Source organism: Brevundimonas sediminis, from assembly GCF_048799765.1.
Taxonomy (GTDB): Bacteria; Pseudomonadota; Alphaproteobacteria; order Caulobacterales; family Caulobacteraceae; genus Brevundimonas.
The window spans coordinates 1-23797 of record NZ_JBLYQK010000021.1 but is presented as its reverse complement, the minus strand read 5'-3'; the positions used below and the strand labels follow the sequence as shown (position 1 = coordinate 23797).

The window sequence follows — 23797 nt, the reverse complement described above, 5'->3', positions numbered from 1 at the left end:
CCGCTTGGCACACCCCTCGATCGACCTGGACTATCTGAAAGCCCGCCTGACCGATCTGCTGAACACCCCCAGCCCGACCGGCTACACGGACGAGGCCGTCTGGCTTCTGTGCCGCGAACTGGAGCGTCTGGGGCTCGACTATGAGCTGACCCGTCGGGGGGCCATTCGCGCGCGTTTGCCGGGGCGCGACGCGCGACCGGCCCGTGCGATCGTCGCGCACGTCGACACCCTGGGGGCGCAGGTCAAACAGGTGAAGGACAACGGCCGGCTGGAACTCGTGCCCATCGGGCACTGGTCGTCCCGGTTCGCCGAGGGCGCCCGGTGCACGGTCTTTTCCGAAGGCCGGACGTGGCGGGGCACGATCCTGCCGCTCAAGGCGTCGGGCCACACCTTCAACGAGGAGGTCGACAGCCAGCCGGTCAACTGGCGACAGGTCGAACTCCGGATCGACGCCGTCACCGGCGACCGCGGGGAGACCCTGGCGCTGGGCGTCGACGTCGGCGACATCGTTTCAATCGATCCGCAGCCCGAGCTGACCGACACCGGCTTCATCGTCTCGCGCCATCTGGACGACAAGGCCGGGGTCGCGACCCTTCTGGCGGCCCTGGAATGCATGGTGCGCGAGAACCGCATTCCGACGGTCGATACCTGGTGGCTCTTCACCATCGCCGAGGAAGTCGGCCTGGGGGCCTCTTCCGTGCTGGTCCCGGACGTCGCGGCCATGGTCACCGTCGACAACGGCACGACCGCGCCGGGACAGAACTCGTCCGAGTTCGGGGTCACCATCGCCATGGCGGACCAGACCGGGCCGTTCGACTGGCACCTGTCGCGCAAGCTCGTGCAACTGGCCCGGGAGCACGAGATCCCGCATCAGAAGGACGTGTTCCGCTACTATCGGTCGGACTCGGCCTCTGCGCTGGAGTCCGGCGCGGATATCCGGACGGCGCTGGTCACGTTCGGCATCGACGCCAGTCACGGCTATGAGCGCATTCACGAGACCGCCCTGCGCGATCTCGCCCGCCTGCTGGTGGCCTATGCGGAAAGCGATGTCGAGATCGGGCGCGACGCCAAGACGATGAGCGGGGTGAAGGGCTTTACGCACCAGCCGATGGACGACCAGAGAGGGTAGCCGACGGGCGAAATTCGCCTTCAAGGCCATTCGCCACGCCCGCCTAGCCCCGCGCCTCTCCGATCACTATTCTCTCGCGCGAGAGATTCACTGTGAAGGATGCAGGAATGCGTCGCGTCGTTGTTACCGGCCTTGGCCTTCTGACCCCGCTCGGCTGGGGCGTCGAGCATAGCTGGAAGGGAATTGTCGAAGGCCGGTCCGGCATCGGTCCGATCACCGCCTTCGATACCGAGGGCTACGGCTGCACCATCGCCGGCGAGATTCCGTCGGTGGACGGTCGCGGCGGCGGCGTCGCGGGCGAGCCCGGCGTCTTCGATCATGAGAAGATCATGTCAGCCAAGGAGCGCAAGCGGGTCGACGACTTCATCGTCTATGCGATCGCCGCCGCGGACGAGGCCCTGGCCGACGCCGGCTGGAAACCCGAGAGCGACGAGGACAAGGAGCGCACCGGCGTCATGGTCGGCGCGGGTATCGGCGGCCTGGGCCCCATTGCCGACACCGCCATCATCCTGAAGGAACAGGGACCGCGTCGGGTCAGCCCCTTCTTCATTCCCATGTCGCTGATCAACCTGGCCTCGGGCCAGATTTCGATCCGCCACGGCCTCAAGGGGCCGAACCATTCGGTGGTCACCGCCTGCGCCACCGGCGCCCACGCCATCGGCGACGCGGCCCGCATGATCGCCCTGGACGACGCCGACGTCATGGTCTGTGGCGGCGCCGAAAGCTCCATCGTGCCCATCGGCATCGCCGGCTTCCTGGCCTGCAAGGCCCTGTGCACCGCCTTCAACGGCACGCCCGAGAAGGCCAGCCGTCCCTACGACAAGGACCACGCCGGCTTCATCATGGGCGAAGGCGCCGGCATCATGGTGCTGGAAGAGTACGAGCACGCCAAGGCGCGCGGGGCGAAGATCTACGCCGAGGTCGTCGGCTACGGCATGAGCGGCGACGCCTATCACATCACCGCCCCGTCGGAAGACGGCGACGGCGGTCTGCGGGCCATGAAGGCGGCGCTGAAGCGCGCGGGTCTGGAGCCGTCCGACCTCGACTACATCAATGCCCACGGCACCTCGACCATGGCGGACTGGATCGAGCTTCATGCCATCGAGAAGCTGGTCGGCGATCACGCCAGGGATCTGGCGGTGTCCTCGACCAAGTCGATGACCGGCCACCTGCTGGGCGCCGCCGGCGCGATCGAGTCGGTCTTCTCGGTGCTGGCCATCCGCGACCAGATCGCCCCGCCGACCATCAACCTCGACAATCCCGAGGAAGAAACCGCCATTGATCTGGTCCCGCACAAGGGCAAGCCGCGCAAGATCGACGTGGCCATGTCCAACAGCTTCGGCTTCGGCGGCACCAACGCGTCGGTCATCTTCAAGAAGGTCGACTGAGTGTTCGGCCGGTCGGTGGAGAAGGGCTCATCCGGACGCAAGACGGCCTTTCTGGCCGCGACCGCGACCTTCAGCCTGTTTCTGATCGCCGCCCTGGTGGCGGCCTGGAGCGTCTTCTACGCGCCCGGGCCGTCCGCCCGGCAGGGGGACGTGACCATCGTGACCCTGCCCAGCGGGGCCGGGGTCAGCGCCATCGCCGCCAATCTGAAGGCGGCGGGGGTGATCCGCTCGACCGATATGTTCAAGGCCGCGGCCAGCCTGACCGGCGCCGACCGGAAGCTGCGCGCGGGCGAATACGAAGTGCCGTCCGGCGCCTCCCTGCGTCAGGTCCTGGTCCTGCTCGTCTCGGGCAAGGTGGTGCGCCACTATGTGACCCTGCCGGAGGGCTGGAGCTCCGCCCAGGCCGTCGACATCCTGATGCGCGAGTCCGTTCTGACCGGCGAAGTGACGGAAACGCCGGAGGAGGGGACGCTCTGGCCGGACACCTATGAGGTGTCGCGGGGCGAGACCCGCGCCTCGGTGATCGCCCGCATGCAGCGCGCCCGTGACGACAATCTGGCCCGTCTGTGGGCCACGCGAGGCCCGAACAGCGTCGTCCGCACCCTCGACGAGGCCGTGATCCTGGCGTCGATCGTCGAGAAGGAGACCGGCGTGGCCGCCGAGCGGCCTCGCGTCGCCGCGGTCTTCTCCAACCGGCTGCGGATGGGGATGCGGCTCGAGAGTGATCCGACCATCGTTTACGGGATCACCAAGGGGCGGCCGCTGGGACGGGGTCTGCGCCGGTCGGAGATCGACCGCCACACCGACTGGAACACCTATCAGATCGACGGCCTGCCGCCGACGCCGATCGCCAATCCCGGGCGCGACGCCGTGGCGGCGGTTCTGAACCCGCCGGTCAGCGAGGACGTCTTCTTCGTCGCGGACGGCACGGGCGGCCACGCCTTCGCCCGCACCTATGAGGAACACCTCGCCAATGTCGCCCGCTGGCGCGCCATCGAACGCCGCCGGCAGGGATTGCCGCCTCAACCGGCTGCGCCGGTCGTGCCTGAGGTCACGCCGAATGACCTCCCGAACGGCGTCACGGTCCCGCACGGCGCGCAGGTGATCCGCGTGCCGCAACAACCGGCTGCCGCCCAATGACCCGCATCTCCGGAATGACCGGCTTCGGCCGGGCCGACGGCGCCGAAGGCGACTGGAGCTGGTCGGTCGAGGCCCGCTCGGTCAACGGCCGCAATCTGGAGGTTCGCTTCCGCGGCCCGCCGGGGTTCGACAATCTGGAGCGTCTCGCCAAGGCCTCGGGTCAGGCGAAGCTGAACCGGGGGCAGGTGACGTTGGGCGTGCAGGCGAAGCGCGCCGACGCCGGCGCCGCCGCGCTGAAGGTCAACGAGGCCGTTCTGGCCCGCTATCTCCAGCTGGCGAACCAGCTGGCGGAGGAGGGGGCCGTGCCGCCGACCGCCGACGGTCTGCTGGCCCTTCGCGGCGTTCTGGAAGCGCCGGAGGACGAGGACGACGCGGAGGTGCGGGCCGCCGTGGAGACGCAGATCGCCGCCAGCATCGACGCGGCCCTCGACGCCCTGAAGGCGTCGCGTGAGCGCGAGGGCGAGCAGCTCCTGCCCGTCATCACCGGCTTCATCGACCGCATCGAGGCGTTCGTCGCCGATGCAGAGGCCGAGGCGGGGACGCAGGTCGAGGCCATTCGCGAGCGCTTCACCCGCCGCATCACCGAACTGGCGCCTGACGCCCCCGGACTGGAGGACCGCATCTTCCTGGAGGCCGCGGCGCTGGCCACCAAGGCGGATGTGCGCGAGGAGCTGGATCGTTTGACGGCCCACGTGGCTTCGGCCCGCACCCTGTTGCAGCAACCCCCCGCCGGGCGGAAACTCGACTTCCTGATGCAGGAATTTATGCGGGAGGCGAACACCCTCTGCTCGAAATCGGCTACGACCGCGCTCACCGGAATCGGTCTTGAGCTCAAGGCCGTCATCGAACAGCTCCGCGAACAGGTCCAGAATGTCGAATGAACGCACGCCCCGCCGGGGCGTCCTCCTGATCGTCGCCAGCCCCTCGGGCGCCGGCAAGACGTCGCTCTGCCGCCGCCTGATGGCGGATCACGGCAAGCTGGAGCTGTCGGTGTCCATGACCACCCGCGACATCCGTCCGGGCGAGGTCGCCGGGCGGGACTATAATTTCGTCACCCGGGACGAGTTCCAGCGCCTGATCGACGAGGACGCCTTCCTCGAATGGGCCGACGTGCACGGCAATCGCTACGGCAGCCCGCGGGCGCCGATCGACCGCGCCCTCGCCGAGGGCCGCGACGTTCTGTTCGACATCGACTGGCAGGGCGCCCGCGACATCGCCCGCAAATGCCCGGAAGACGCTGTCCGCGTCTTCATCCTGCCGCCCAGCCTCGAGGAGCTGCGCCGCCGTCTGGTGACCCGTTCGCAGGACGCCGAGGAGGTCATCGAGCGCCGCATCAAGAACGCCAAGGGCGAGATCGAGCACTGCGACGAGTTCGACTACGTCTTCGTCAACGACGACTTCGACCGCTCGTACGCCGAGCTGGCGCACATCTATCACGCCGAGCGCAGCCGCCGCCGTCGGAACCTGTGGGTCGACGGCTATCGCAAGGCGCTGTTGAACGAGGCCGTCTGAACGCTCAGTCGAGCTTCAGCAGCCGGTCCAGGCTGGCTGCGCCGGGACCACGGGCGATGAGATAGATCAGCGGGCCCGCCCAGAGCAGATGCGTCGGCCAGCCCGTGGGCACGACGAACAGCTGGATCACCAGTGTCATCGCCAGCAGCCCCAGGGCCGCGGAACGGGTCATCAGTCCCGCGACCAGCAGGACGGGCAGGATGTGCTCCGCGCCCGTCGCCAGGGGCGCGGCGATTTCGGGCGGGAGCAGCGGCAGCCGGTAGTCCTCCGCGAACAGGTAGCGCGTGTTGTCGGAAAGGGTGAACAGCCCCTCGACCTTGGTGCGGCCCGACAGGAAGAACGGCGTGGCGACGCCGAGCCTCAGCAGTAGGGCCAGCGGCCACTCCGGGATCGCGGCGGTGATGCGGGCGTGCAGGGCGGCGAGGGCGCTCATCGGGTCTGGTCCTGTCGGGAGGGGGTGCAGAAGACGCCGTCTCTCAGCAGACGGCTGAAGAGGGTGGGGATATGCGGGCTCGGGCGCGTGGCGCTGGCGGCGAGGGCCGCCACGCCGAAGGCGCGGCCCTTCCGGCAGGCGTCCAGGAACACCCATTCGGCCCGGGACACCGGACGGGCCAGCACGGCGCCCCGGGGACGGTGGATCAGCAGGCCCTCGGGTTCCGGTCGCCAGTCCAGGCGGGTGCCCTGTTCGGGATAGCGGTGCGCCAGCCAGAGCGAGGGCGCGCTCCAGTCGAACCAGAACAGCCGGACCGACGGATGCAGGCGGGCCGCCCGGACCGTGAGCGCCAGGCCGGACGCGGCGGCGTCCTCGACCTCCAGAACGGCGTCGTCCGAGGCGAGGTGCGCCTCCGTCCAGGCGCGGTCCAGCCGCGCGCTCGGCGCGACAAACGGCATCTCGCGCGCGGGCTCGAACGCCGCCAGCCAATCTGGGAAGCCGGCGCCGAAATCGGCCAGGACCGGGTCCCCGCCGGGATGAGCCTCGACAAACTCGCGGGCGGCGGCCCTGAACCAGTCCCGGCCGACCATCTGCGCCACCGTCGGATAGTTGGCCTCCAGGGCGTCGATCCGTCCGCGGGTCGCGGTGTTGCGGTAGACGGCGAGGGCGCCGAGGGTCCGCTCGTCGGGCTCGAGGTCCGGCCAGAGGGAGTCGAACCGTCCCTCCAGCGCCAGCGAAAAGGCCTGATGGAAGCGGGTCATGCGGCGAGCGCCCGGGTCTCGAGCGCGCCCGCCGCCCGCGCCTGTTCGGCCAGGAGGGTCGCGAAGGCGGGGACGTCGGCGTCCCGCTCGATCAGGGTCGGGCGCGGGCCGATGCGATCGATCAGGCGGGCGTGGAGGGTCCAGACGGCCTCGCTCACCGGAGCGTCGTGGCTGTCGATCAGCAGGGCCTCGCCCCAGACCGGATCCGGACGATGTCCCGCCAGATGGATTTCGCCGACCCGGTCGGCCGGAACGCGGTCCAGCCAGTCCTCGGCCGACAGACCCATGTTGCGGGCGCTCAGATAGACGTTGTTGACGTCGACCAGCAGGCCGCATCCGGTGCGGCGGCTGATCTCTGTCAGGAAGTCGACCTCGTCCCACTCATGCCCGGCGAGAGGGAGGTAGGCTGTCGGATTCTCGAGCAGGAGCGGTCGGCCGAGCGCGGTCTGGGCCTCGTCGATGTGTGCGCAGACCAGGGTCAGCATCTCCCGGCTGCGCGGTACCGGCAGCAGGTCGGGATGGTAGACGCCGTCCCGCCGGGACCAGGCGAGATGCTCGGACACCACAAAGGGCTCGAACCGGTCGATCAGGGCGCGGAAGCGCTTCAGATGTCCGGAGTCGGGCCGCTCGTCGCCGGCCAGGGACAGGCCGACCCCATGCAGGGACAGGGGGTGGGCGGCGCGGACCTGTTCAAGCCAGGTCAGCCGGGGCCCGCCCGCGACCATGTAGTTCTCGGGATGGACCTCGAACCACAGGCCGGCTTGCGACCCGACCGCCGGACAGGCCGCGGCCTCGGCGTAGTGCTGGGGCTTCAGACCGAGCCCGGCGGTCGGACGCGCGCTCATCAGCGGTTCGGGATCGGGGTCAGGGAGCCGTTGCCGCGCGGGGTGCGGATGCTCGCGCAGGTGCCCTTGGCCACCAGCTTCCAGGCATTGCCCTGATAGTCGCGCGTCGAGGTGCCGGCGCAGGTGGTGCCGGGGCCGGCGGCGCAGTCGTTCTGGCCGGTGCGGGCGATGCCGTAGCATTTCTCCTTCTCGTTTTCCTGCGCCTGGGTGGGGCGGGTCTGGGCGGCGGCGGCGTTGACGCCGAGGACCAGCAGGGCGCCGGCGCCGGCGATGAGAGCGGCTTGGGTCTTCATGGGAGGGTCTCCTCAGGCGGTCGCTCCGGACTGGATCGACCTGACGCTGGAGGGTTCGCGCCGCCGGGACGGAAGGTTACGTCCGGCCCACCGAATTATTTTTTCGGGGCATGGCGGTGTGCGATGTAACCTTTGACGGGGTCCGCGCGAATGAGGGAGCGTGGTGGACAGGGAAGCCGAGCTGAAGCGTCTGATGTTACGGGGTCTCGACGGAGATCCCGTGGCCTGGCGCGAGCTGTTGACGGCCCTGCGCGGCGCCCTGACGCCCTTCTTCCGTCGTCGGCTCGGCGGGCTGGAGGCGGATGTCGAGGATCTGGTGCAGGACGCGCTGATCGCCATCCACGCCAAGCGGGCGACCTATGATCCCGGTCTGGCCTTCACGGCCTGGGTCTACGCCATCGCGCGCTACAAGCTGATTGATCATTTCCGCCGGCAGGGTCGGCGGGTCGTTGTGCCCTTGGAGGATTCAGGCGTGTTGCTGGCCGAACATTCGGTGGAGGACGGGGTGGTGCGTCGGGACCTGTCCCGCGTGCTGTCGATCCTTCCCCTGCGCCAGCGCCGGCTGATCGAGGATGTCCGCATCGGCGGCTACAGCCTCGCCGAGGCCGCCGCCCGCAACGGCTGTTCGGAGGGGGCGGCCAAGGTGAGCGTGCATCGCTCCATGAAGGCCCTGTCGGCCAGTGTGGTGTCCCATGAAGACTGATGACCTGATCGACGCCCTGGCGGTCGGCCTCGAGCCGACCCGTCCGGCGCGGCTGGACCCGCGGATGCTGGCGCTGGCGGCTCTGGCGGCGACCCTGGCGCTGGTGGTCGTGCTGGGCCTGCGTCCGCACCCCGGCGATATCCTGACCACGCCGTCCATCTGGCTGAAGGGCGTCTATACCGTTCTGATCGCCGGCGGCGCCCTGTGGCTGGCCCTGCGTCTGGGGCGGCCCGGCGCCCGGACGACCGCGCCGGCCGTCTTCCTGTCCGTCGTCCTGGGAGTCGCCCTGCTGTGGGGCGGGGTGGAGCTGGCGATGACTCCGGCCGGTGAACGGATGGCGGACTGGCTGGGCCGCACTTGGACGATCTGCGGCCGCAACATCCTGATGCTGTCCCTGGCGGCGGGCGCGCCCACCTTCCTGTCCGCGCGACGCCTGGCGCCTACACGCCCGGCGCCGGCGGGCCTCGCCCTCGGGCTGGCCGCGGGCGGGATCGCCGCCACGGCCTACGGGGTCCTGCACTGCCCGGAAGCCACCGCCGCCTTCGTCGCGACCTGGTACACGCTGGGCATCGCCGCGGCGGGCGCGGTCGGGGCCCTGGCCGGGCGGTTCGCCCTGCGCTGGTGAGCCCGTCAGGCGCCGGAGCCTAGTCCGCGAAATTCGGCGGCCGCTTCTGCAGATTGGCCATCACCGCCTCCACCTGGTTGGGGGTGGCGATCAGGGCGGCCTGCTCGCGGGCCTCGGCCAGCAGGATCGCGCCCGCATCGCTGTCCCGTGACAGGTTGGCCAGACGCTTGGCGCCGCGCACGGCGTCCGGGTTGCGGGCGGCGATCTCACGCGCGAGGGCCAGGGCTTCGGCATGGGGGTCATCGGCCAGCCGGGTGACGAAGCCCAGGTCCACGGCCTGTTCGCCGGTGAACTCGCGCGCGGTGTAGATCAGCTCGCGGAGCACGTCGTCACGCACCAGACCACGCCACAGGGCGTAACCGGCCATGTCAGGCACCAGCCCCCATTTCATCTCCATCACCGACAGCCGCGCATCCGGCCGGGCGATGCGGATGTCCGCGCCCGAGAAGACCTGCAGCCCGCCGCCGAAGACGACGCCGTGACCGGCCGCGATCACCGGGACGGGCAGGGTGCGCCAGCCCCAGCCGGTCTGCTGGAAAAGATTGGCTAGGCCGTGGGTGCGGCTGACGATATCCAGCCCCGCGCCGGCCAGCCCGGTCATCGTCTCCATATCCAGCCCGGCGCAGAAGCCGCGCCCTTCGCCGGACAGCACCACGGCCCGCAGACCGGGCTGGGCGGCCAGCCGCGCGGGCGCCTCGGCCAGGGCTTCCAGCATGGCCTGATCAAGGGCGTTCAGCTTGTCGGGCCGGTTCAGACGGACGTCGGCGACGCCGTCCTTGAAGTCGATGCTCAGGCGGTCGGTCATGGCTTTTCCCTCGGACTGGGCGACAGTGTTAGGCGGCTTACCGCGGGGAAGGGAAGGCGGTGTTAAACCGCAAAACGTGGATGGTGCGGGGAAATGGGAGGCGGGATTTCCACCCGCAACTGCGGTTGTGACCGGCGCTTTGCTTAAGCTACTCCCGCTTCCAGACTATCCGGCCGCCCGAGACGTTCAAGGCCCGCATCCCGCTATCTGACGGCTCCGCTTGCCCGGCGCCGCTGCGGCGCCCATCTCCTCCCTGTTGTCTCAACACTCGAAAGGAGGTGGTCGAATGTCTCATTGTCTCACGCCGCACGCGGCTCTGACGGACGTGGCCTCCGCCCTCATGGGGGCTCGCGCCTGATCAGCCGCCAGGGCTGAACAATGGAAAGGGCCGCTCCGGAAGGGGCGGCCCTTTTGCTATGCGCCGGGCATCGCGGACCGCCCCGCGAACCACGGCTCCATCCGCCGCAGGGCCTCCTCGATCTCCTCGGTGGAGACGGCGAAGCTGAAGCGCATGAAGCGGTGACCGTGGACGGGGTCGAAGTCGACGCCGGGGGCGGTCGCCACCCCGGTGTCGCGCAGCAGCTGTTCGCAGAAGGACAGGCTGTTGTCGGTCAGGTGGCCGATGTCGGCCCAGATGTAGAAGGCGCCGTCGGGCGGGGCGATGGAGCCCGAGCCCTGTCCAAGCCCCAGCCCGGGCAGGGCGGCCAGCATCAGGTCGCGATTGCAGGCGTACGCGGCGACGTGGCCTTCCAGCACCTCCGTCTCGTCCATCGCCGCCAGACCGGCGTGCTGGGCCAGGGACGGGGCGGTCAGGAACAGGTTGCCGATCAGGGCGCGGCACTGCGCCAGCAGGTCATCTGGCGCGACCAGCCAGCCCAGACGCCATCCGGCCATGCTCCAGTATTTGGAGAAGCTGTTGATGACGAAGGCGTCCGGGGCGAACGACAGTATCGACGGCGTCGGGCCGACATAGCTGAGCCCGTGGTAGATCTCGTCGGAAATGATCCGGATGCCGCGCTCGGCGCAGACGGCGGCGATGGCGGCCAGTTCATCGGCGGCGATGATGGTTCCGGTCGGATTGGCCGGGCTGGCCACGATCAGGCCCGCGGGTGCCGGATCGAGCGCGGCGACGGCCCCGGCGGTCAGCTGGAAGCGCACCTCGGGCCCGCAATCGATCTCGACCGGGACCATGTGCAGGGCCTTCAGGGTGTTGCGGTAGGCGACATAGCCGGGCCGGGCCAGGGCGATCCGGTCGCCGGGCGCGAAGGCCGCGTTGAGCGCCAGCACCAGGGCCGGCGACGCCCCGTTGGTGATCAGGATGTTGTCCGGATGGACCGTCGCCCCATAGCGCTCGTCATACAGCCGGGCGATCCGCTCGCGCAGGGGCGTGCTTTCCCAGTAGCCCATGGCGTCCGTGTCCAGCACGCGATGCGCCTCGGCGATGGCGGCAGGCGGTGCGCCGGTGGACGGCTGGCCGAACTCCATATGAATGATCGACCGTCCCTCGGCCTTCAGGGTATGGGCCAGACGGCTGAGGCCAATGGCGCGGAACGGGTCGATGTCGGCGGTCACGTCAGGTCCGCTTGCGGCGCATCAGGGTGGCGCCGCCGTCGGTCGGGGCAGTGGGCTGCTCCAGTCCGGCGTGGGCGCGGGCCAGCCGGAGGAAGCCGTTCAGGTCGATCACCTCGGCCCGGTCCTCCGGCGAAATCCCGGCAGCCTCGCAGAGCTCGGCGCCGCCCAGCTGCTTCAGGCTGGAGCGCAGCATCTTGCGGCGCTGGCCGAAGGCGGCGGCGGTCACCCGCTCCAGCGCCTTCAGCAGGTCCCGCTCCGGTCGATCCTCACGAGGGACCAGATGCACCACGGCGCTGGCGACTTTCGGCGGAGGCGTGAAAGCGGCGGCGGGCAGGTGCATGACCAGTTTCGCCTCGGCCACCGCCTGCGAGATCACCGCCAGACGGCCATAGGCGTCGTCTCCCGGTCGGGCCACCACCCGCTCGGCGACCTCCTTCTGGAACATCAGCGTCAGCGACGCGGGCGTCCACGGCCCGGTCAGCCATTTGATCAGCAGCGGCGTGCCGACGTTATAGGGCAGGTTCGACACCAGATGCGCCGGCCCCTCGACCAGCTGGTCCTCGCGCACGTTCAGCGCATCGGCCTCGACGACCGTCAGCCGCCCGTCGCCCCCCGAATCTGGAGTGGCGAGTTCATTCAGCAGGGGAATGAAGCGTGGATCCTTCTCGACCAGCACCACCCGGCCCGCGTCGCTTTCCAGCAGCGCCCGCGTCAGGCCGCCGGGACCGGGACCGACCTCGATCACCGCCCGGCCCTCGAACGGCCCGGCGAAGCGGACGATCTTCCGCGTCACGTTCAGGTCCAGCAGGAAATGCTGGCCGAAGCTCTTCTTGGCCGCGAGGCCATGAGCGTCGAGATGTTCGCGGAGGGTCAGGTCCATGGAGGGGTTCATAGGACGAAGCGGCGGGCTCGTCAGCATCGGTGAGTGGCTGGTGAAGAGTGAATGGTGACTGGTGAGTGGTGTGGCGAAACTCGGTGTGAACCGAGCCTGACCGGTGCGAGCGACCGACTCACCACTCACCATTCACTCTTCACTCCCGGCGCCCGCGCCGCCGCCATCACCCCCGCCAGCCGGATCGCCGCGATCAGGCTGTCGGCGCGGGCCACGCCCTTGCCGGCGATCTCGAAGCCGGTGCCGTGGTCCGGTGACGTCCGCACGACCGGCAGGCCCAGGGTCGCGTTGACCCCGCCCCAGAAGTCCAGCGTCTTCACCGGGATCAGGGCCTGGTCGTGGTACAGGCAGATGGCGGCGTCATAGGTCGCGCGCGCCTCGTCGTGAAACAGGGTGTCGGCGGGGAGGGGGCCGACGATGCTCAGGCCCTCGTCGCGCAGGGCTTCCAGCGCCGGGCCGATGACCTCGATCTCCTCAAGCCCCAGCGCTCCGCCCTCGCCGGCGTGCGGGTTCAGACCGGCGACGGCCAGACGCGGGCGGGCGATGCCGAAATCGCGCTTCATCGATTCATGAACGACCCGGGCCGTGCGCTGGATGCGCTCGGCGGTGACCAGTTCGGGCACCTGGGCCAGCGGCGAATGAATGGTCACCAGACAGGCGCGCAGGTCCTTCGCGGTCAGCATCATCACCGGCCCCCGCGTCCCCCGGAACGGCGCGTCGGCGGTCAGTTCGGCGATAAACTCGGTATGGCCCGGGAAGCGGAACCCGGCGGCGTAGAGCGGCGCCTTGGCGATCGGGGCGGTGACCACGCCCGAGGCCTCGCCGGACATCGCCAGATTGACCGCCTGTTCGATCCAGTCGGCGACAGGCCCGGCGTTGGCGGGGCTGGGCACGCCGGGCGTGACCGGGCCGGGCAGCGGCTGGTCCAGCACCGGGATGGCCCGGGCGAAGACGCCGGAGGCCTCGCTGATGTCGGGGATGGACTGGACCGGCTGGCCCTGGGCGCGCAGCAGGGCGGCGTCGCCGATGACGGCGAAGACAGGGCCTTCCGCCTTCAGCGCGGCCCAGGCGCCGGCGATGATCTCGGGTCCGACGCCCGCCGGCTCCCCCATCGAGAGCGCCAGCGGGGCGGACGACGGGGTCATCAGTTCTTGTACTCGATCAGCGCGTCCTCACGCAGGTCGCGCATGTAGCGACGGCCGAGCGTGGAGAGGTTCTGGCGGAAGAGCTGGTTCTCGACCGCGCGGGGATCGGGCGCCTCGGCGCCGCCGACGCGGCGGCCGCAGACCGCCAGAAGGTGCACGCCCAGCGGCGTCCGCACCGGCGAGCTGATCGAGCCCACCTCGGCCGAACGGGCGACCTGCTGGAACTGGGGCGCCAGGTTCTGGACGTCGGACTCGCCGAGATCAGCGCCGAGCAGACCCTGCTCCGAACGGGCGCGGGTCAGGATGTTGTCGCAGGTCAGCTGCCCGCGAATGGCCTCAAGCCGCTGGCCGGCGGCGGCGACATCGGCCTCCGTCGCCGTTTCCGGCAGTTCGACCATGACCTGCTTCATGGACACGAGGCTGGCCGACGCCCCCTCGCGCTTGTCGCGCATGTAGATGATGTAGACGCCGCCATCGACCGGGATCGGGCGCGACAGCTGGCCCGGCGAGAGCTGGTCGAGCGCGGTCTGGAGAGCGGGCTGGACCGTGCCCTCGACAACCCAGCCGGCGTCACCGCCGCGGGTGGCGGACGGCGCCGCCGAGAACTGCTGGGCGACGGCCTGGAAGGGCGCGCCCTGGACCATCTGGGCGACCAGCTGGTTGGCGCCGTTGAGCGCGGCCTGCTGGCCGCCGACGCGGCTGGCCTCGATGTAGATTTCGCCGACCAGATACTGCTTCTTGGCCGCCGCCTCGTTGATCTGGCGCAGGGCGGCCTCGACGGCGCCGCGGCTGACGCGGGCGCGGCTCTGGAAGCGGCCGCCGACCAGCTGGGACCAGCCGATCTGGGTCCGGAGCTGGTCCCGGAAGGTTTGCGGGCGAATGCCGCCCTGGGTCAGGTAGGCGACATAGTTCTCGCCGGTGGTGCCCACCTCGCGCGCCATGTCCGCGATTTCGCGATCCACTTCCTCGTCGCTGACCACGAGGTCCTCGTAGCGCGCCAGCTCCTGGTTCTGCAGGCGTTCGTCGATCAGCGCGTTCATGGCCTGCTGCTGGATCGCCGGGATGTTCTCGGGCGTCGGCTGCACCTGGGTCATCGCGATCAGCATCAGCATCCGCTGGCGAAGGTCGTATCCGGTGATGATGCTGTCATTGACCGTCGCCAGAACGCCGTCGGCGAGCTGGAACTGCGGCGTGGCGGCCGGTGCGGCGGGCGGAGCCTGCCCCGCGGCGGGATTCAGCGTGCCGGCGGCGGGGGGCTGCCCCGGTGCGGTCTGGGCCACGGCCGAACCGGCCAGCAGGGCGGCCATGGCCACACCCGTCAAGTAACGCTGCAAACGCATTATCAGTCCTGGTTCCTCAAGCGGCGCCGCCGGTTCAACGTCGGGAGGCGTCAGTGTCGCCCGGCCCGAGTCGCGCGTCGGTCAGCGCCCGTCGCCCTGTCCATACCCTGTACCGCCGAAAGTGGCGAGGTTTAGGCGGATATAGATGCCCTCGGACGGCCCACTGGGGCGCACCTGTGTGTTGTCGCGGCGCCACCCGATCTCGAACCGGAAGCAATCGTCGTCAAACAGCAGGCCCACTTCTGAGCGCGTGATCAGGTCGCGCTCCATGTCCGCGATGCCCGATGCGGCCACGCCCCAGTTGCCGTAGATGAACTGCTGGCCGGAGATCTGCAGGAATTCGTAGTTGCGGTTTTCCGGGCCGGCCAGCGGGTTGGAGCGATCGACGATGTAGCTGGCCGAGGCCAGATTGCGGCGACCCCAACGGCCATCCACGGCGATTTCGGCCCGGCGGACATCGCCGGACGAGTCGATCGTGGCATGCCCCCAGCCGCGGATGCCATCCGACGGAGAGAAGCTGCCCTGAACCACCCAGTCGGAGGCGTCGGACGACAGACCGCTGGGGTCGTAGAGCTGGGCCGGCGCATCCGGGACCGGAGTCAGGAAGGCGGGCTCGTCGTCCTCGCGGAAGCTGCGGCCGACGAACAGCGACGCCTGCCGTCCCCCGCTCCAGCGCAGGGTCGCCCGCGCGCCGGTGGTCAGGCGGATGCCGCCTTCGATCTGGTCATACCCCGGGAACCGGTCGACCCGGAACAGGGAGCTTTCGTCAAGCTCCAGGGCCGGGCTGTCCTCGTTCGGAATGCGGACGTCGCGGTCGGGATTGGTCGAGGCGGACAGCTGGGCCATCGGCTCCAGGATCAGGTCCGCGTCCTGGCCGATGCGGCGGATGAGGGGCCAGGACAGATCAACGCCGGCCGTCGCCCGGCTCCGCGTGATGGCGCCGTCGTCGACGCCCATCATCGGCGGCAGCTCGCTGACGGAATACAGGTCAGCTCTCAGGTCCACGAACGGCTCGAAGCGCACGCCCATGGCGGTGATCATCGCCCGTCGCCATTCGACCTGTCCGGAAACCCGGCGGCTGTCGACGCCCGGGAGACCGGCCGTGGGGCCTCCGGGGATGAGCTCGGGCCGGAGAACCGGGCTGCCGATGTAGGTGTCGCGGGTCAGGGCCACAGCGGATCCCCGCAGGCGCAGGCGTCCGCCCAGCACCGGGCCGTCGGGCTCCCAGCGCGCCTCGACCAGCGGACCGACGAAGGGCAGATCACCGTCGCTCTCGAAGATGTTGAGCGCGGGCGTAACCGGACTGAACTCCTTGACCCTCAGGCTCTGGATGCTGAAGGCCGCGATGGAGACGTAGGACCGCTCGGTCTGCCGTTCCGCATAGAGTTGCGAGATCAGGCGACGCTGGTCGCCGTAATAGAGCCCGTTGTCCTGATACGGATCGCGCACGTCGTAGCGATCGAACAGGGTCTTGTCCGAGGTGCGTTCCGCCGTGAAGCCCCACCGCCAGGGGCCGGCGGGATCAAAGGCGCCCTGACCCAGGAAGTAGCTCCGGCTGGTCTGGTCGCCGAACCGCACATTGCCGTCGACATCGCCGTCGTTGTCGATGTCGAAATCGCCGAAATTCCGCTCGTAGGTGTAGCCGCCGCGCAGCACGATCGTGCCGTCAGAGAAGCGCCGCCGCCACTGGAGGTTCATGAACGGCGCGACGTCGGTGTTGAACTGGGGGCTGATCAGCCAGTCCTCGGACGGCGAAATCACCTGCAGGTAGGGAACTTCAAGGCTGTAGCCCCGGCCCTCGTCATAGCTGGGGATCGGCACCAGGAAGCCGGAGGCCCGTTCCACCGTCGGGTCCGGGTGGGAAAAGACCGGCAGGTAGAAGACCGGCACGCCGCCCACGCGGAACACGGCGTTACGATACAGGATGGCGCGCAGACCCTCGTCCTGGACAACCTTTTCGGCCTGGATCGAAATACTGGGCTGTCGCGTGTTCCCCGCCTCGTCGCAGATCGGGCACGGCGTGAAGATGGCGTAGTTCAGCTCGTTCAGGTTCTCACCGCGCCGGACGGCGGTGGCGGCCATCAGGCTGGCGCCGTTGCGGAAGCGGGTGGCGAAGTCGACGGCCACGCCCGCGCGCAGGTCGGAATCGATCTGCAGCAGGCTGGCGAAGATCTGGTTGCCGTCCGGATCGGTGAACTCGACCCGGTCGCGGGCGCTGGCGATGCCTTGGTTCAGGTCGTAGGCGACTTCGCCGGCGCGCAGGGTGGTGTTTCGGAACCGGGCCAGCACCCGCTCCTCGCCGCCGTTGGCGGTGATGGTGTCGCCGGTGCGTGTCGTCGAATCAGCCTCGATGTAGACGGCGTTCGGTCCCAGGCCGTCCGGGCCCGGCTGCGGGGGCTGGGCGGGCTGGGCCTGCTGCGCCCACGCCGCGCCGCCGGAGGCGACCAGCGCGACCACGCCGACCCCGGCGAGGAGCCGTCGACGCAGGGCGGCGGTGCGGAACCGGCGGCGTTCAGACTGCATGCAAGCTCACTCGGAAGGATGGGCGACGGACGGGCGACGGATCGCTTAGCCGTCCTCGGTATAGAACAGCAAGGTGAAGGCGGCGAGCGCTGTCAGCAAGGGCGGGAGCCAGGCCGCCAGCCAGGCCGGGATAACCTCCGCCGAACCGAAGGCGGAGGCCGCCTGGTTCACGAAGAAGAAGGCGAAGCCCAGCACGACGGCGGCGGCGCTCATCCGCGCCAGGTCGCCCAGGCGCATCAGGCGCAGCGAGAAGGCGGCCGCCAGAATCGACATGGCCGCGAACATCAGGGGCGTGGCGAGAAGCTGTTGCAGCCGCAGGGCGTAGGCCGTGGACGAGAAGCCGGCGTTCTCGACGCGGGCGATCTGGGCCGGCAGGGACCAGAAGGACGTCGCCTGCGGCCGCGCGAACCGCTCGAAGGCTTCGTCGTCGGCGAGGCTGGACGGCAGGTCCAGGGTCGCATAGCGCACGGCGCGCTGTCCGATCTGCGCGCCGACCGCGTCGACCAGCCGCCATCGCCCGGCGCTGAGCGAGGCCGATTGCGCGTCGATCCGTTCCGAGAAGGTGCGCAGGCCCTCGCCGTCATTGACGTAGATGAAGAAGGTCACGCCCAGCAGGCGACCGCCGGCGCGGTCCTGACGGTCTGCGCGGATGACCATCTGGCGGGCGTCGTAGCCTTCGCGAATCCAGACGGCCTGGGCCGCATCCGCCCCGGCGACGGATCCGGACAGGCGGGCGCGTTCGCGCTGGAACAGGCCGTCCGCGGCGGAGGCCGCGGGGCCCAGGGCCGTGACGGTCAGGACGCCGAACAGGAAGGCGAAGCCGGCGGCCGGCAGGACGAACCGCCAGGCCGAGACCCCGGCCGCGCGCATGGCGATCAGTTCACTGCGCCGGTTCAGGCCGACGAAGGCCGCCAGGGTGCCGAACAGGAAGACGAACGGCAGCAACTGGACGATGACCTGCGGCGACTTCAGCAGCATCAGCCCCAGGGTGCGAAGGGCGGAAAGGTCCACGTCGGAGCCGACGCCCCGGGAAATCTCCACGAAATCGATCAGCATGATCAGGGACGCGATCACACCGAGCGCCACGGCGAGGGAGCGGGCCTGCTGGGTCAGAACATAGCGCTCGATGCGGCCGAGCCGCAGTCGGGGCGCCTTCAGGGTCGCGCGGCCGGTCATGCGGGTTTCGTCCTGAAACGGGCGAGCAGGGGGCGGAGCCGGCTGTGTCTGGGCTTCAGGGACCGGAACAGCACGCGAAGGGCGATCGCCGCGGCGGCGATGGGCAGGACGTACTGCAGGATGTTGAGCCAGCCGTTCCAGGCGCTGGCGGCGACGATGCCGTAGCCGAGGATGCGCACCAGCAGGAAGGCGGCGGCCGCCTTGGCGATCCGGAGGCCATAGCCCGTCCGGCTGAACGAGCCGCCCATCAGGGCCGCCAGCGCCATCGCCATCGCCACAAGGGCGTACAGGGGCGAAGACAGACGTGAATGGCCCTCGGCCATCAGCTCACCGGCGGATCCGACCTTGTCGAGGTCGCGCGGCGAGGGGTTGAAGAGCTGCGGCAGGTAGAGGTCAGACGGTTTGTAACGGACGGTGTCGTTCACATCGACATACTGCGCCAGGGGCAGGTCCTGCCGCCCGAACGACAGATATTCCAGGACGCCGCGCGACGAAAACCGCTGCCATGACCCGTTCAGAAGGGTGAGGTAGGGCTGGCCGTCGATCCGGCTGAACCGCGCCTCGGCGGCGTCCCAGGTCGTCGTCTTGTCGCCGTCCTGCACATAGACGAAGAGGTTCTTCAGCAAGCCGTTCTGCTCGATCTGCTGGACATAGACGGTCAGGCCCTTCGGTCCCTGAACGAAATTGCCCTCCTCGACGAGCAGGGCGGCGAGATCCGTGCGAACCGCGAAGGTCGCGTTCCGGGCCTCCCGTTGCGCCCACGGCTGGGCGATCGTGGTGATGAACAGGGTCAGCAGGGTGGCGAAGATCGCCAGCCTCACCGCCGGGCGGATCGCCTGCCAACGCGTCACCCCGGACGCGAAGACGGCGGTCAGCTCCTGTTCGCGCTGCAGCCGGGTCAGGGCGGTGAGGGCCCCGACGAACAGGCCGATCGGAATGATCACCGCCAGAAGCTGCGGCAGGGCCAGAAGCGTCAGCTTGACCATCACCCAGACGCTCTGGCCGCGCTCGACGATGAATTCGAGCTGGTCGAGGCTCTGGCTCAGAATGCCGATTCCGGCCAGCGCGGCGCACGCCGCCAGCACGGGACGGCCGATCTGTCGGAAAAGGTAGCCTTGAATCAACGTCATAAGGGAACAGAAATCGCCCGTTGCAGCCGGCGGCGAGGGAGAGCATCTAATACACACCCGTTTGCGCCCATGAAACCGCGCGGACAATCCCACTCGCACAAGACCGGGGCGTTCATCCCGGCGGGAGTAGTAAATGAATATCGAATTCGTCGCCTCGGCCGCTGCCGCCGAGGTTCTGGCCGTCCTCGTCAATGACGGGCGCGTGCTGGCGGGCGTCGGCCCCGGCCTCGACAACACCGCCGCGGGCGCCCTGACCCGGGCCATGACGAACAGCCGCTTCACCGGCGGATCGAACAGCACCCTGATCGTGGCCGCCCCGGCCGGCGTGGACGCCGGGACCGTGGTGCTGACGGGCGCGGGCGCGCCGGACAAGTTCGATGACCTGGCGCTCGAGGCCGCCGCCGGCGCCGCCTACCACGCCGTCAAGCTGTCGGGCGCCGCCTCGCTGACCATCGAGGTCAGTCACCTGTCGCCGGACCAGGCCGCGCGTGCGGCGTTCGCCGCCCGTCTGGCCAGCTACCGCTTCCTGAAATACCGCACCACGCTGAAGCCCGAGAAGACACCGTCGATCGAAACCATCAAGGTGGTGACGGGTGATGTGAAGGCCGCAGAGGCCGCCTATGTCGCCTACGCCGCCGTGGCCGAGGCGGTCGAGTTCTCGCGCGATCTCGTCGCTGAACCGGCGAACGTCCTGTACCCGGAAGCCTACGCCAGGCGCGTGAAGGGCCTGGAGAAGCTGGGCCTCGAGGTCGAGATCCTCGGCGAGAAGGAGCTCGAGAAGCTCGGCTTCCGCACGCTTCTGGCCGTCGGTCAGGGCAGCGTCCGTGACAGCCAGGTCGTCATCATGAAATGGAACGGCGGGGCGAAGGACGACCAGCCGATAGCCTTCGTGGGCAAGGGCGTCTGCTTCGACACCGGCGGCATCTCCCTGAAGCCGGCGGAAGGCATGGAGGAGATGAAGTGGGACATGGGCGGTTCGGCCGCCGTGGTCGGCGCCATGCACGCCCTCGCGGGCCGCAAGGCGAAGGTCAACGCCGTCGGTGTGATCGGCCTGGTCGAGAACATGCCGGACGGCAACGCGACGCGTCCGGGCGACGTGGTTGAATCGCTGTCGGGTCAGACCGTCGAGATCCTGAACACCGACGCCGAGGGCCGCCTCGTCCTGGCGGACTGCCTCTGGTACACCCAGGAGCGTTTCAAGCCGAAATTCATGCTGGACCTGGCCACCCTGACCGGCGCGATGATCGTGGCCCTGGGGCTGGAGTACGCCGGCGTCTTCTCCAACTCGGACGAACTGGCCAACAACTTCCTCGCGGCCGGCCCCAAGGTGGGCGAGAACGCCTGGCGGATGCCGATCCCGGCCGCCTACGACCGTCACATCGAAAGCCCGATCGCCGATCTGAAGAACATGGGCAACGGCCGCGCCGGCGGATCGATCACCGCCGCCCTGTTCCTGCAGCGATTCACCAACGGCACGCCGTGGGCGCATATCGACATCGCCCCGACCGCCTGGGTCAAGGACAGCCGCAACCCGACCGTGCCGGACGGCGCCGTGGGCTGGGGCGTGCGGACCCTCGATCGGATGGTGAAGGACGCCTACGAGTCCTGATCGACACCGGAGATTTTCTCCGGAAACCCGACAACCCCGTCCGCGATCTCTGGATATGCGGGCGGGGTTTCGTCATTCTGGGGGCATGGCGAACAGTCCCGAATTCTGGTTCTACCATCTGGAGCGCTCCACCCTGGGCGAGGTCCTGCCGGGCCTTCTGGAGAAGACGCGCGACCGGGGCTGGAAGGCGCTGGTCCGGGCGACCGGGACGGACACGCTGGACTCGCTCGACGAACACCTCTGGACTTGGCGCGACGACAGTTTCCTGGCCCACGGGCGCGCAAACGAACCGCATCCGGAGCGGCAGCCGATCCTGTTGACGGACCGCCTGGAGAACCCGAACGCCGCTCAGGCGCTGTTCATTGTGGACGGAGCAGAGCTGGGCGACACGGAGACACTGGAACGATGCTTCATCATCTTCGACGGACGCGACGAGGCGTCGCTGCAAGGCGCGCGGGCGCGCTGGAAGACGCTGAAGGACGCGGGCGCCAATCTGGCCTACTGGAAGCAGTCGCCGGAGGGGCGCTGGGAAAAGGCGGCCTGATCCTCGGGGTCGGGCTGGCGCTCACGGCCTGCTCCTCGTCCGCCCCCGTTTCGAGCGGCCCCGCGCCGCGCGCGGTCGAGGAGGCGCGTCAGAACCAGCCCGTCGGCACGCGCACGCCGCGCAATCCGGAAGCGGACACCTGCCGCGCCTCGGAGCTCCAGTACCTCGTCGGGCGTCCGAAAAGCGAAATCCCGGTGCCGGTGGAGGTGGTCAACCGCCGGGTGACCTGCACGACCTGCCCGGTCACCGAGGACTTCTCGCCCTACCGTCTGAACATTTTCTTCAACGCCGAGACCCAGTTGGTCGAACAGGTCCGCTGCGGCTGACCGGAATTCCGAAGGGAGACTGTCGATGAGAACCCTGATGCTGAGCCTCGCCGCCGCCGGCCTGCTGGCCGCTTGCGCCCCGATGGATGCGGGCGCCCCCGCGCCGACCCTGCCCGACGACGGGCTCATGGCCTGCAAGGCGGACCAGTACCAGGGCTATGTCGGGCGCAACCGCTCCGAACTGCCGGCCACGCCGGCGGGAGAGACCTGGCGGGTGACCTGCACCAGCTGTCCGGTGACCATGGACTACAACCCCGGGCGGTTGAACATCCTCTACGACGAGGCGACGGGCGTGATCCGTCAGGTCAAATGCGGCTGATCGCCGCCGCGGCGGTCGTCGGGCTGGCTGCGGCCTGCGCGCCGTCGCAGCCGGTCGTGGAGCCGACGACGCCGCAGACCTGCGACGCCGCCGGCGCCGGCAGCCTGATCGGACGTCATGTGGGCGCGGTGGACTTCGCCGCGGGCGCCAATGTGCGGATCGTCTGCACGACCTGCCCCACCACCCGGGACTACAGGCCGGATCGGCTCAATGTCCGTTTCGACCAGTCCACGGGGCTTATTCGGCAGGTCGACTGCGGCTGAGGTTGGCGAACCCGGGCTTCGACGGCATGATCGCCGGAGCGAGGGGGAGCGACCATGAAGCGGTTTTGGCTGGGCGGGATCGCGCTGGGCGGAATCATGCTGGCCCCGGGAGCCGTGGCGGACGCCACGACCGGGCGTTCCGCCCGGGACCTGATCGAACGGCCTGCGGTGTGCGGTCCCCGCGACGCCGAGGACGCCGGCGCGCCGGTGGCGGACATGGTCATGGTCGACGGCTTCGGCAGCGGCGGGTTCACCATCGACACGGCCAGTCCGGAGGCCCAGGCGTGGTTCAACCATGGGGTCCGATTGCGCTGGGCTTTCGAGCACACCGAGTCGGTCCGGGCCTTCCGCAAGGCGCGTCTCCTGGACCCGACGTGCGCCATGTGCGCCTGGGGCGAGGCCTGGGCGATCGGGCCGAACCTCAACGGCGGCGGGAACGGCGAGGACAGCCGTCTGGCCGGTCTCGCGGCGGCGCGGGACGCCCGCCGGATGGCCCGTCGCGCCACCCCGATGCAGCGTCAGATGATCGACGCCCTGATCCAGCGCTATTCCGGCCGGGAGGACAGCCGGGCGCGTCGCTTCGCCCAGGCGATGGACCGCATCGCCCGGCGCAATCCCGGGGATGTCGCGGTCGCGGCCATCACCGCCGATGCGTGGATGCTCAAGGCGGACACCTGGTGGGACGACGAGGGCAAGGCGGCGGATCCCGGCATCACCCGCGCCATGGACATTCTTGAACAGGCGCTCGCGCGCGCCCCGGATGATCCGGGCGCTATTCACCTCTATATCCACCTGACCGAATGGTCGGACGATCCGCACAAGGCGATCCCGTACGGCGAACGGCTGGCGCTTCTGGCGCCCGGGGCCAGCCACCTCGTTCACATGCCGTCCCACACCTTCTTCCGCGTCGGCCGCTATCGCGACGCCATGATGTCCAACGTCAACGCCGTGGCGCTGGACCAGCGCTACGACACGCTGGCGCGGCCGCCGGGCGGGGTGAAGGGGATGCCCCTGCACGGCCACAACATCCATTTCGGCATGGGCGGCGCCCTGATGGCCGGGGGCGCCGGGCAGGGGCTTCCGCTGGCCAGCCGGTTTCTGACCCTCTACGCGGCCGAGCCCCGGCTGGACACTCTCTGGGGGCAGGCGATGGCCAACAACGCCTATGCCCTGTTCGGGCGTTACGGCACGGCGGAGCAGGTCGCGGACCTGCCCGAGCCGCCCGCGAGCCGGCGGGTGCAGCGGGCGGGCTGGCGCTATGCCCGCGGGGAGGCGGCGGCGCGGAAATGCGCCAAGGTCGTCGGCGAGGTCATGGGCGGCTACC

The 23797-nt window shown here is 69.6% G+C and carries 25 protein-coding genes; 13 read left to right on the top strand and 12 right to left on the bottom strand.

The annotated features are described in order from the left end of the window. Positions 1–4 precede the first annotated feature (4 nt). From ACLQ7T_RS11880 to gmk, 5 genes are all read left to right on the top strand, one after another. The gene (locus ACLQ7T_RS11880; RefSeq protein ID WP_420479623.1) at positions 5–1129 is read left to right on the top strand and encodes an osmoprotectant NAGGN system M42 family peptidase; all 1125 of its coding nucleotides are present in this window, start codon (positions 5–7) and stop codon (positions 1127–1129) included. Positions 1130–1236: 107 nt separating this feature from the next. Further along, a complete protein-coding gene (gene fabF / locus ACLQ7T_RS11875) occupies positions 1237–2517 on the top strand; it encodes a beta-ketoacyl-ACP synthase II (RefSeq protein ID WP_420479622.1) in 1281 nt (426 codons plus the stop codon). Further along, positions 2518–3657 (top strand): endolytic transglycosylase MltG, encoded by a 1140-nt coding sequence (gene mltG, locus ACLQ7T_RS11870; protein ID WP_420479621.1) that lies wholly within the window; start codon positions 2518–2520, stop codon positions 3655–3657. After that, positions 3654–4538 (top strand): YicC/YloC family endoribonuclease, encoded by an 885-nt coding sequence (locus ACLQ7T_RS11865; protein ID WP_420479620.1) that lies wholly within the window; start codon positions 3654–3656, stop codon positions 4536–4538. The genes mltG and ACLQ7T_RS11865 overlap by 4 nt, the downstream gene beginning before the upstream one ends. Then, a complete protein-coding gene (gene gmk, locus ACLQ7T_RS11860) occupies positions 4528–5169 on the top strand; it encodes a guanylate kinase (protein WP_420470999.1) in 642 nt (213 codons plus the stop codon). The genes ACLQ7T_RS11865 and gmk overlap by 11 nt, the downstream gene beginning before the upstream one ends. Before the next feature lie 4 nt (positions 5170–5173). On the opposite strand, the gene ACLQ7T_RS11855 is transcribed toward gmk, so the two are convergent. Genes ACLQ7T_RS11855 through ACLQ7T_RS11840 form a run of 4 tightly spaced genes read right to left on the bottom strand, consistent with a single transcriptional unit; the run spans position 5174 to position 7501 of the window. After that, positions 5174–5602 carry a DoxX family protein gene (locus ACLQ7T_RS11855; protein ID WP_420470998.1) on the bottom strand — a complete coding sequence of 143 codons (429 nt, stop codon included), beginning with the start codon at positions 5600–5602 and terminating at the stop codon, positions 5174–5176. After that, positions 5599–6363, bottom strand: a complete 765-nt coding sequence (locus ACLQ7T_RS11850; RefSeq protein WP_420479619.1) for an HvfC/BufC family peptide modification chaperone — start codon at positions 6361–6363, stop codon at positions 5599–5601. The genes ACLQ7T_RS11855 and ACLQ7T_RS11850 overlap by 4 nt, the downstream gene beginning before the upstream one ends. Beyond that, positions 6360–7208, bottom strand: a complete 849-nt coding sequence (gene bufB, locus ACLQ7T_RS11845; RefSeq protein ID WP_420479618.1) for an MNIO family bufferin maturase — start codon at positions 7206–7208, stop codon at positions 6360–6362. Before bufB ends, ACLQ7T_RS11850 begins: the two co-directional genes overlap by 4 nt. Continuing rightward, positions 7208–7501, bottom strand: coding sequence for a BufA1 family periplasmic bufferin-type metallophore (locus ACLQ7T_RS11840; RefSeq protein WP_420479617.1), 294 nt, complete (start codon positions 7499–7501; stop codon positions 7208–7210). Before ACLQ7T_RS11840 ends, bufB begins: the two co-directional genes overlap by 1 nt. 163 nt (positions 7502–7664) lie before the next feature. On the opposite strand from ACLQ7T_RS11840, the gene ACLQ7T_RS11835 reads away from it, so the two are divergent. Further along, positions 7665–8204, top strand: coding sequence for a sigma-70 family RNA polymerase sigma factor (locus ACLQ7T_RS11835; RefSeq protein WP_420479616.1), 540 nt, complete (start codon positions 7665–7667; stop codon positions 8202–8204). Next, a complete protein-coding gene (locus ACLQ7T_RS11830) occupies positions 8194–8829 on the top strand; it encodes an NrsF family protein (RefSeq protein ID WP_420479615.1) in 636 nt (211 codons plus the stop codon). The genes ACLQ7T_RS11835 and ACLQ7T_RS11830 overlap by 11 nt, the downstream gene beginning before the upstream one ends. Before the next feature lie 19 nt (positions 8830–8848). Here ACLQ7T_RS11830 and ACLQ7T_RS11825 read toward each other — a convergent pair whose 3' ends face one another. The 8 genes from ACLQ7T_RS11825 to ACLQ7T_RS11790 all read right to left on the bottom strand — a co-directional run bounded on the left by ACLQ7T_RS11825 (position 8849) and on the right by ACLQ7T_RS11790 (position 19412). After that, positions 8849–9634, bottom strand: a complete 786-nt coding sequence (locus ACLQ7T_RS11825; protein ID WP_420479614.1) for a crotonase/enoyl-CoA hydratase family protein — start codon at positions 9632–9634, stop codon at positions 8849–8851. 414 nt (positions 9635–10048) lie between these two features. After that, positions 10049–11206 (bottom strand): pyridoxal phosphate-dependent aminotransferase, encoded by a 1158-nt coding sequence (locus ACLQ7T_RS11820; RefSeq protein WP_420479613.1) that lies wholly within the window; start codon positions 11204–11206, stop codon positions 10049–10051. A gap of 1 nt (position 11207) precedes the next feature. Further along, entirely contained in the window at positions 11208–12086 is an 879-nt protein-coding gene (gene rsmA, locus ACLQ7T_RS11815) for a 16S rRNA (adenine(1518)-N(6)/adenine(1519)-N(6))-dimethyltransferase RsmA (RefSeq protein ID WP_420479612.1), read from the bottom strand. A gap of 137 nt (positions 12087–12223) precedes the next feature. Next, positions 12224–13243 (bottom strand): 4-hydroxythreonine-4-phosphate dehydrogenase PdxA, encoded by a 1020-nt coding sequence (gene pdxA / locus ACLQ7T_RS11810; RefSeq protein ID WP_420479611.1) that lies wholly within the window; start codon positions 13241–13243, stop codon positions 12224–12226. Beyond that, positions 13243–14583 (bottom strand): peptidylprolyl isomerase, encoded by a 1341-nt coding sequence (locus tag ACLQ7T_RS11805; protein ID WP_420479610.1) that lies wholly within the window; start codon positions 14581–14583, stop codon positions 13243–13245. The genes pdxA and ACLQ7T_RS11805 overlap by 1 nt, the downstream gene beginning before the upstream one ends. 81 nt (positions 14584–14664) lie before the next feature. Beyond that, entirely contained in the window at positions 14665–17106 is a 2442-nt protein-coding gene (locus tag ACLQ7T_RS11800; protein WP_420479609.1) for an LPS-assembly protein LptD, read from the bottom strand. 45 nt (positions 17107–17151) lie between these two features. Next, positions 17152–18282: an LptF/LptG family permease gene (locus tag ACLQ7T_RS11795; RefSeq protein WP_420479608.1), complete on the bottom strand. Its 1131-nt coding sequence runs from the start codon at positions 18280–18282 to the stop codon at positions 17152–17154. After that, positions 18279–19412, bottom strand: a complete 1134-nt coding sequence (locus ACLQ7T_RS11790) for an LptF/LptG family permease (protein ID WP_420479607.1) — start codon at positions 19410–19412, stop codon at positions 18279–18281. Before ACLQ7T_RS11790 ends, ACLQ7T_RS11795 begins: the two co-directional genes overlap by 4 nt. Positions 19413–19545: 133 nt before the next feature. Here ACLQ7T_RS11790 and ACLQ7T_RS11785 point away from each other — a divergent pair, with 133 nt between their 5' ends. The 6 genes from ACLQ7T_RS11785 to ACLQ7T_RS11760 all read left to right on the top strand — a co-directional run. Next, the gene (locus ACLQ7T_RS11785) at positions 19546–21021 is read left to right on the top strand and encodes a leucyl aminopeptidase (protein ID WP_420479606.1); all 1476 of its coding nucleotides are present in this window, start codon (positions 19546–19548) and stop codon (positions 21019–21021) included. Positions 21022–21106: 85 nt separating this feature from the next. Next, complete coding sequence (locus ACLQ7T_RS11780; protein ID WP_420479605.1) at positions 21107–21565, top strand: DNA polymerase III subunit chi; 459 nt, start codon at positions 21107–21109, stop codon at positions 21563–21565. Positions 21566–21759: 194 nt separating this feature from the next. Beyond that, positions 21760–21891: a hypothetical protein gene (locus ACLQ7T_RS11775; RefSeq protein WP_420479604.1), complete on the top strand. Its 132-nt coding sequence runs from the start codon at positions 21760–21762 to the stop codon at positions 21889–21891. 25 nt (positions 21892–21916) lie between these two features. Beyond that, positions 21917–22210: an I78 family peptidase inhibitor gene (locus ACLQ7T_RS11770; RefSeq protein ID WP_420479603.1), complete on the top strand. Its 294-nt coding sequence runs from the start codon at positions 21917–21919 to the stop codon at positions 22208–22210. Further along, positions 22201–22473, top strand: a complete 273-nt coding sequence (locus ACLQ7T_RS11765; protein WP_420479602.1) for a peptidase inhibitor I78 — start codon at positions 22201–22203, stop codon at positions 22471–22473. The genes ACLQ7T_RS11770 and ACLQ7T_RS11765 overlap by 10 nt, the downstream gene beginning before the upstream one ends. Positions 22474–22527: 54 nt before the next feature. Beyond that, positions 22528–23797: tetratricopeptide repeat protein (locus ACLQ7T_RS11760; RefSeq protein ID WP_420479601.1), on the top strand; the 1270-nt coding region annotated here is incomplete at its 3' end.

Excerpts from the sequence above, each read along its gene's own strand:
- ACLQ7T_RS11795 (WP_420479608.1), bottom strand. The coding sequence starts at position 18,282 with ATGACCGGCCGCGCGACCCTGAAGGCGCCCCGACTGCGGCTCGGCCGC.
- rsmA (WP_420479612.1), bottom strand. The coding sequence starts at position 12,086 with ATGGACCTGACCCTCCGCGAACATCTCGACGCTCATGGCCTCGCGGCC.
- ACLQ7T_RS11865 (WP_420479620.1), top strand. The coding sequence starts at position 3,654 with ATGACCCGCATCTCCGGAATGACCGGCTTCGGCCGGGCCGACGGCGCC.
- gmk (WP_420470999.1), top strand. The coding sequence starts at position 4,528 with ATGTCGAATGAACGCACGCCCCGCCGGGGCGTCCTCCTGATCGTCGCC.
- ACLQ7T_RS11780 (WP_420479605.1), top strand. The coding sequence starts at position 21,107 with ATGGCGAACAGTCCCGAATTCTGGTTCTACCATCTGGAGCGCTCCACC.
- ACLQ7T_RS11830 (WP_420479615.1), top strand. The coding sequence starts at position 8,194 with ATGAAGACTGATGACCTGATCGACGCCCTGGCGGTCGGCCTCGAGCCG.
- ACLQ7T_RS11765 (WP_420479602.1), top strand. The coding sequence starts at position 22,201 with ATGCGGCTGATCGCCGCCGCGGCGGTCGTCGGGCTGGCTGCGGCCTGC.
- ACLQ7T_RS11800 (WP_420479609.1), bottom strand. The coding sequence starts at position 17,106 with ATGCAGTCTGAACGCCGCCGGTTCCGCACCGCCGCCCTGCGTCGACGG.
- pdxA (WP_420479611.1), bottom strand. The coding sequence starts at position 13,243 with ATGACCCCGTCGTCCGCCCCGCTGGCGCTCTCGATGGGGGAGCCGGCG.
- ACLQ7T_RS11855 (WP_420470998.1), bottom strand. The coding sequence starts at position 5,602 with ATGAGCGCCCTCGCCGCCCTGCACGCCCGCATCACCGCCGCGATCCCG.
- ACLQ7T_RS11785 (WP_420479606.1), top strand. The coding sequence starts at position 19,546 with ATGAATATCGAATTCGTCGCCTCGGCCGCTGCCGCCGAGGTTCTGGCC.
- ACLQ7T_RS11770 (WP_420479603.1), top strand. The coding sequence starts at position 21,917 with ATGAGAACCCTGATGCTGAGCCTCGCCGCCGCCGGCCTGCTGGCCGCT.
- ACLQ7T_RS11850 (WP_420479619.1), bottom strand. The coding sequence starts at position 6,363 with ATGACCCGCTTCCATCAGGCCTTTTCGCTGGCGCTGGAGGGACGGTTC.
- ACLQ7T_RS11825 (WP_420479614.1), bottom strand. The coding sequence starts at position 9,634 with ATGACCGACCGCCTGAGCATCGACTTCAAGGACGGCGTCGCCGACGTC.
- ACLQ7T_RS11805 (WP_420479610.1), bottom strand. The coding sequence starts at position 14,583 with ATGCGTTTGCAGCGTTACTTGACGGGTGTGGCCATGGCCGCCCTGCTG.
- bufB (WP_420479618.1), bottom strand. The coding sequence starts at position 7,208 with ATGAGCGCGCGTCCGACCGCCGGGCTCGGTCTGAAGCCCCAGCACTAC.
- fabF (WP_420479622.1), top strand. The coding sequence starts at position 1,237 with ATGCGTCGCGTCGTTGTTACCGGCCTTGGCCTTCTGACCCCGCTCGGC.
- ACLQ7T_RS11840 (WP_420479617.1), bottom strand. The coding sequence starts at position 7,501 with ATGAAGACCCAAGCCGCTCTCATCGCCGGCGCCGGCGCCCTGCTGGTC.
- ACLQ7T_RS11790 (WP_420479607.1), bottom strand. The coding sequence starts at position 19,412 with ATGACGTTGATTCAAGGCTACCTTTTCCGACAGATCGGCCGTCCCGTG.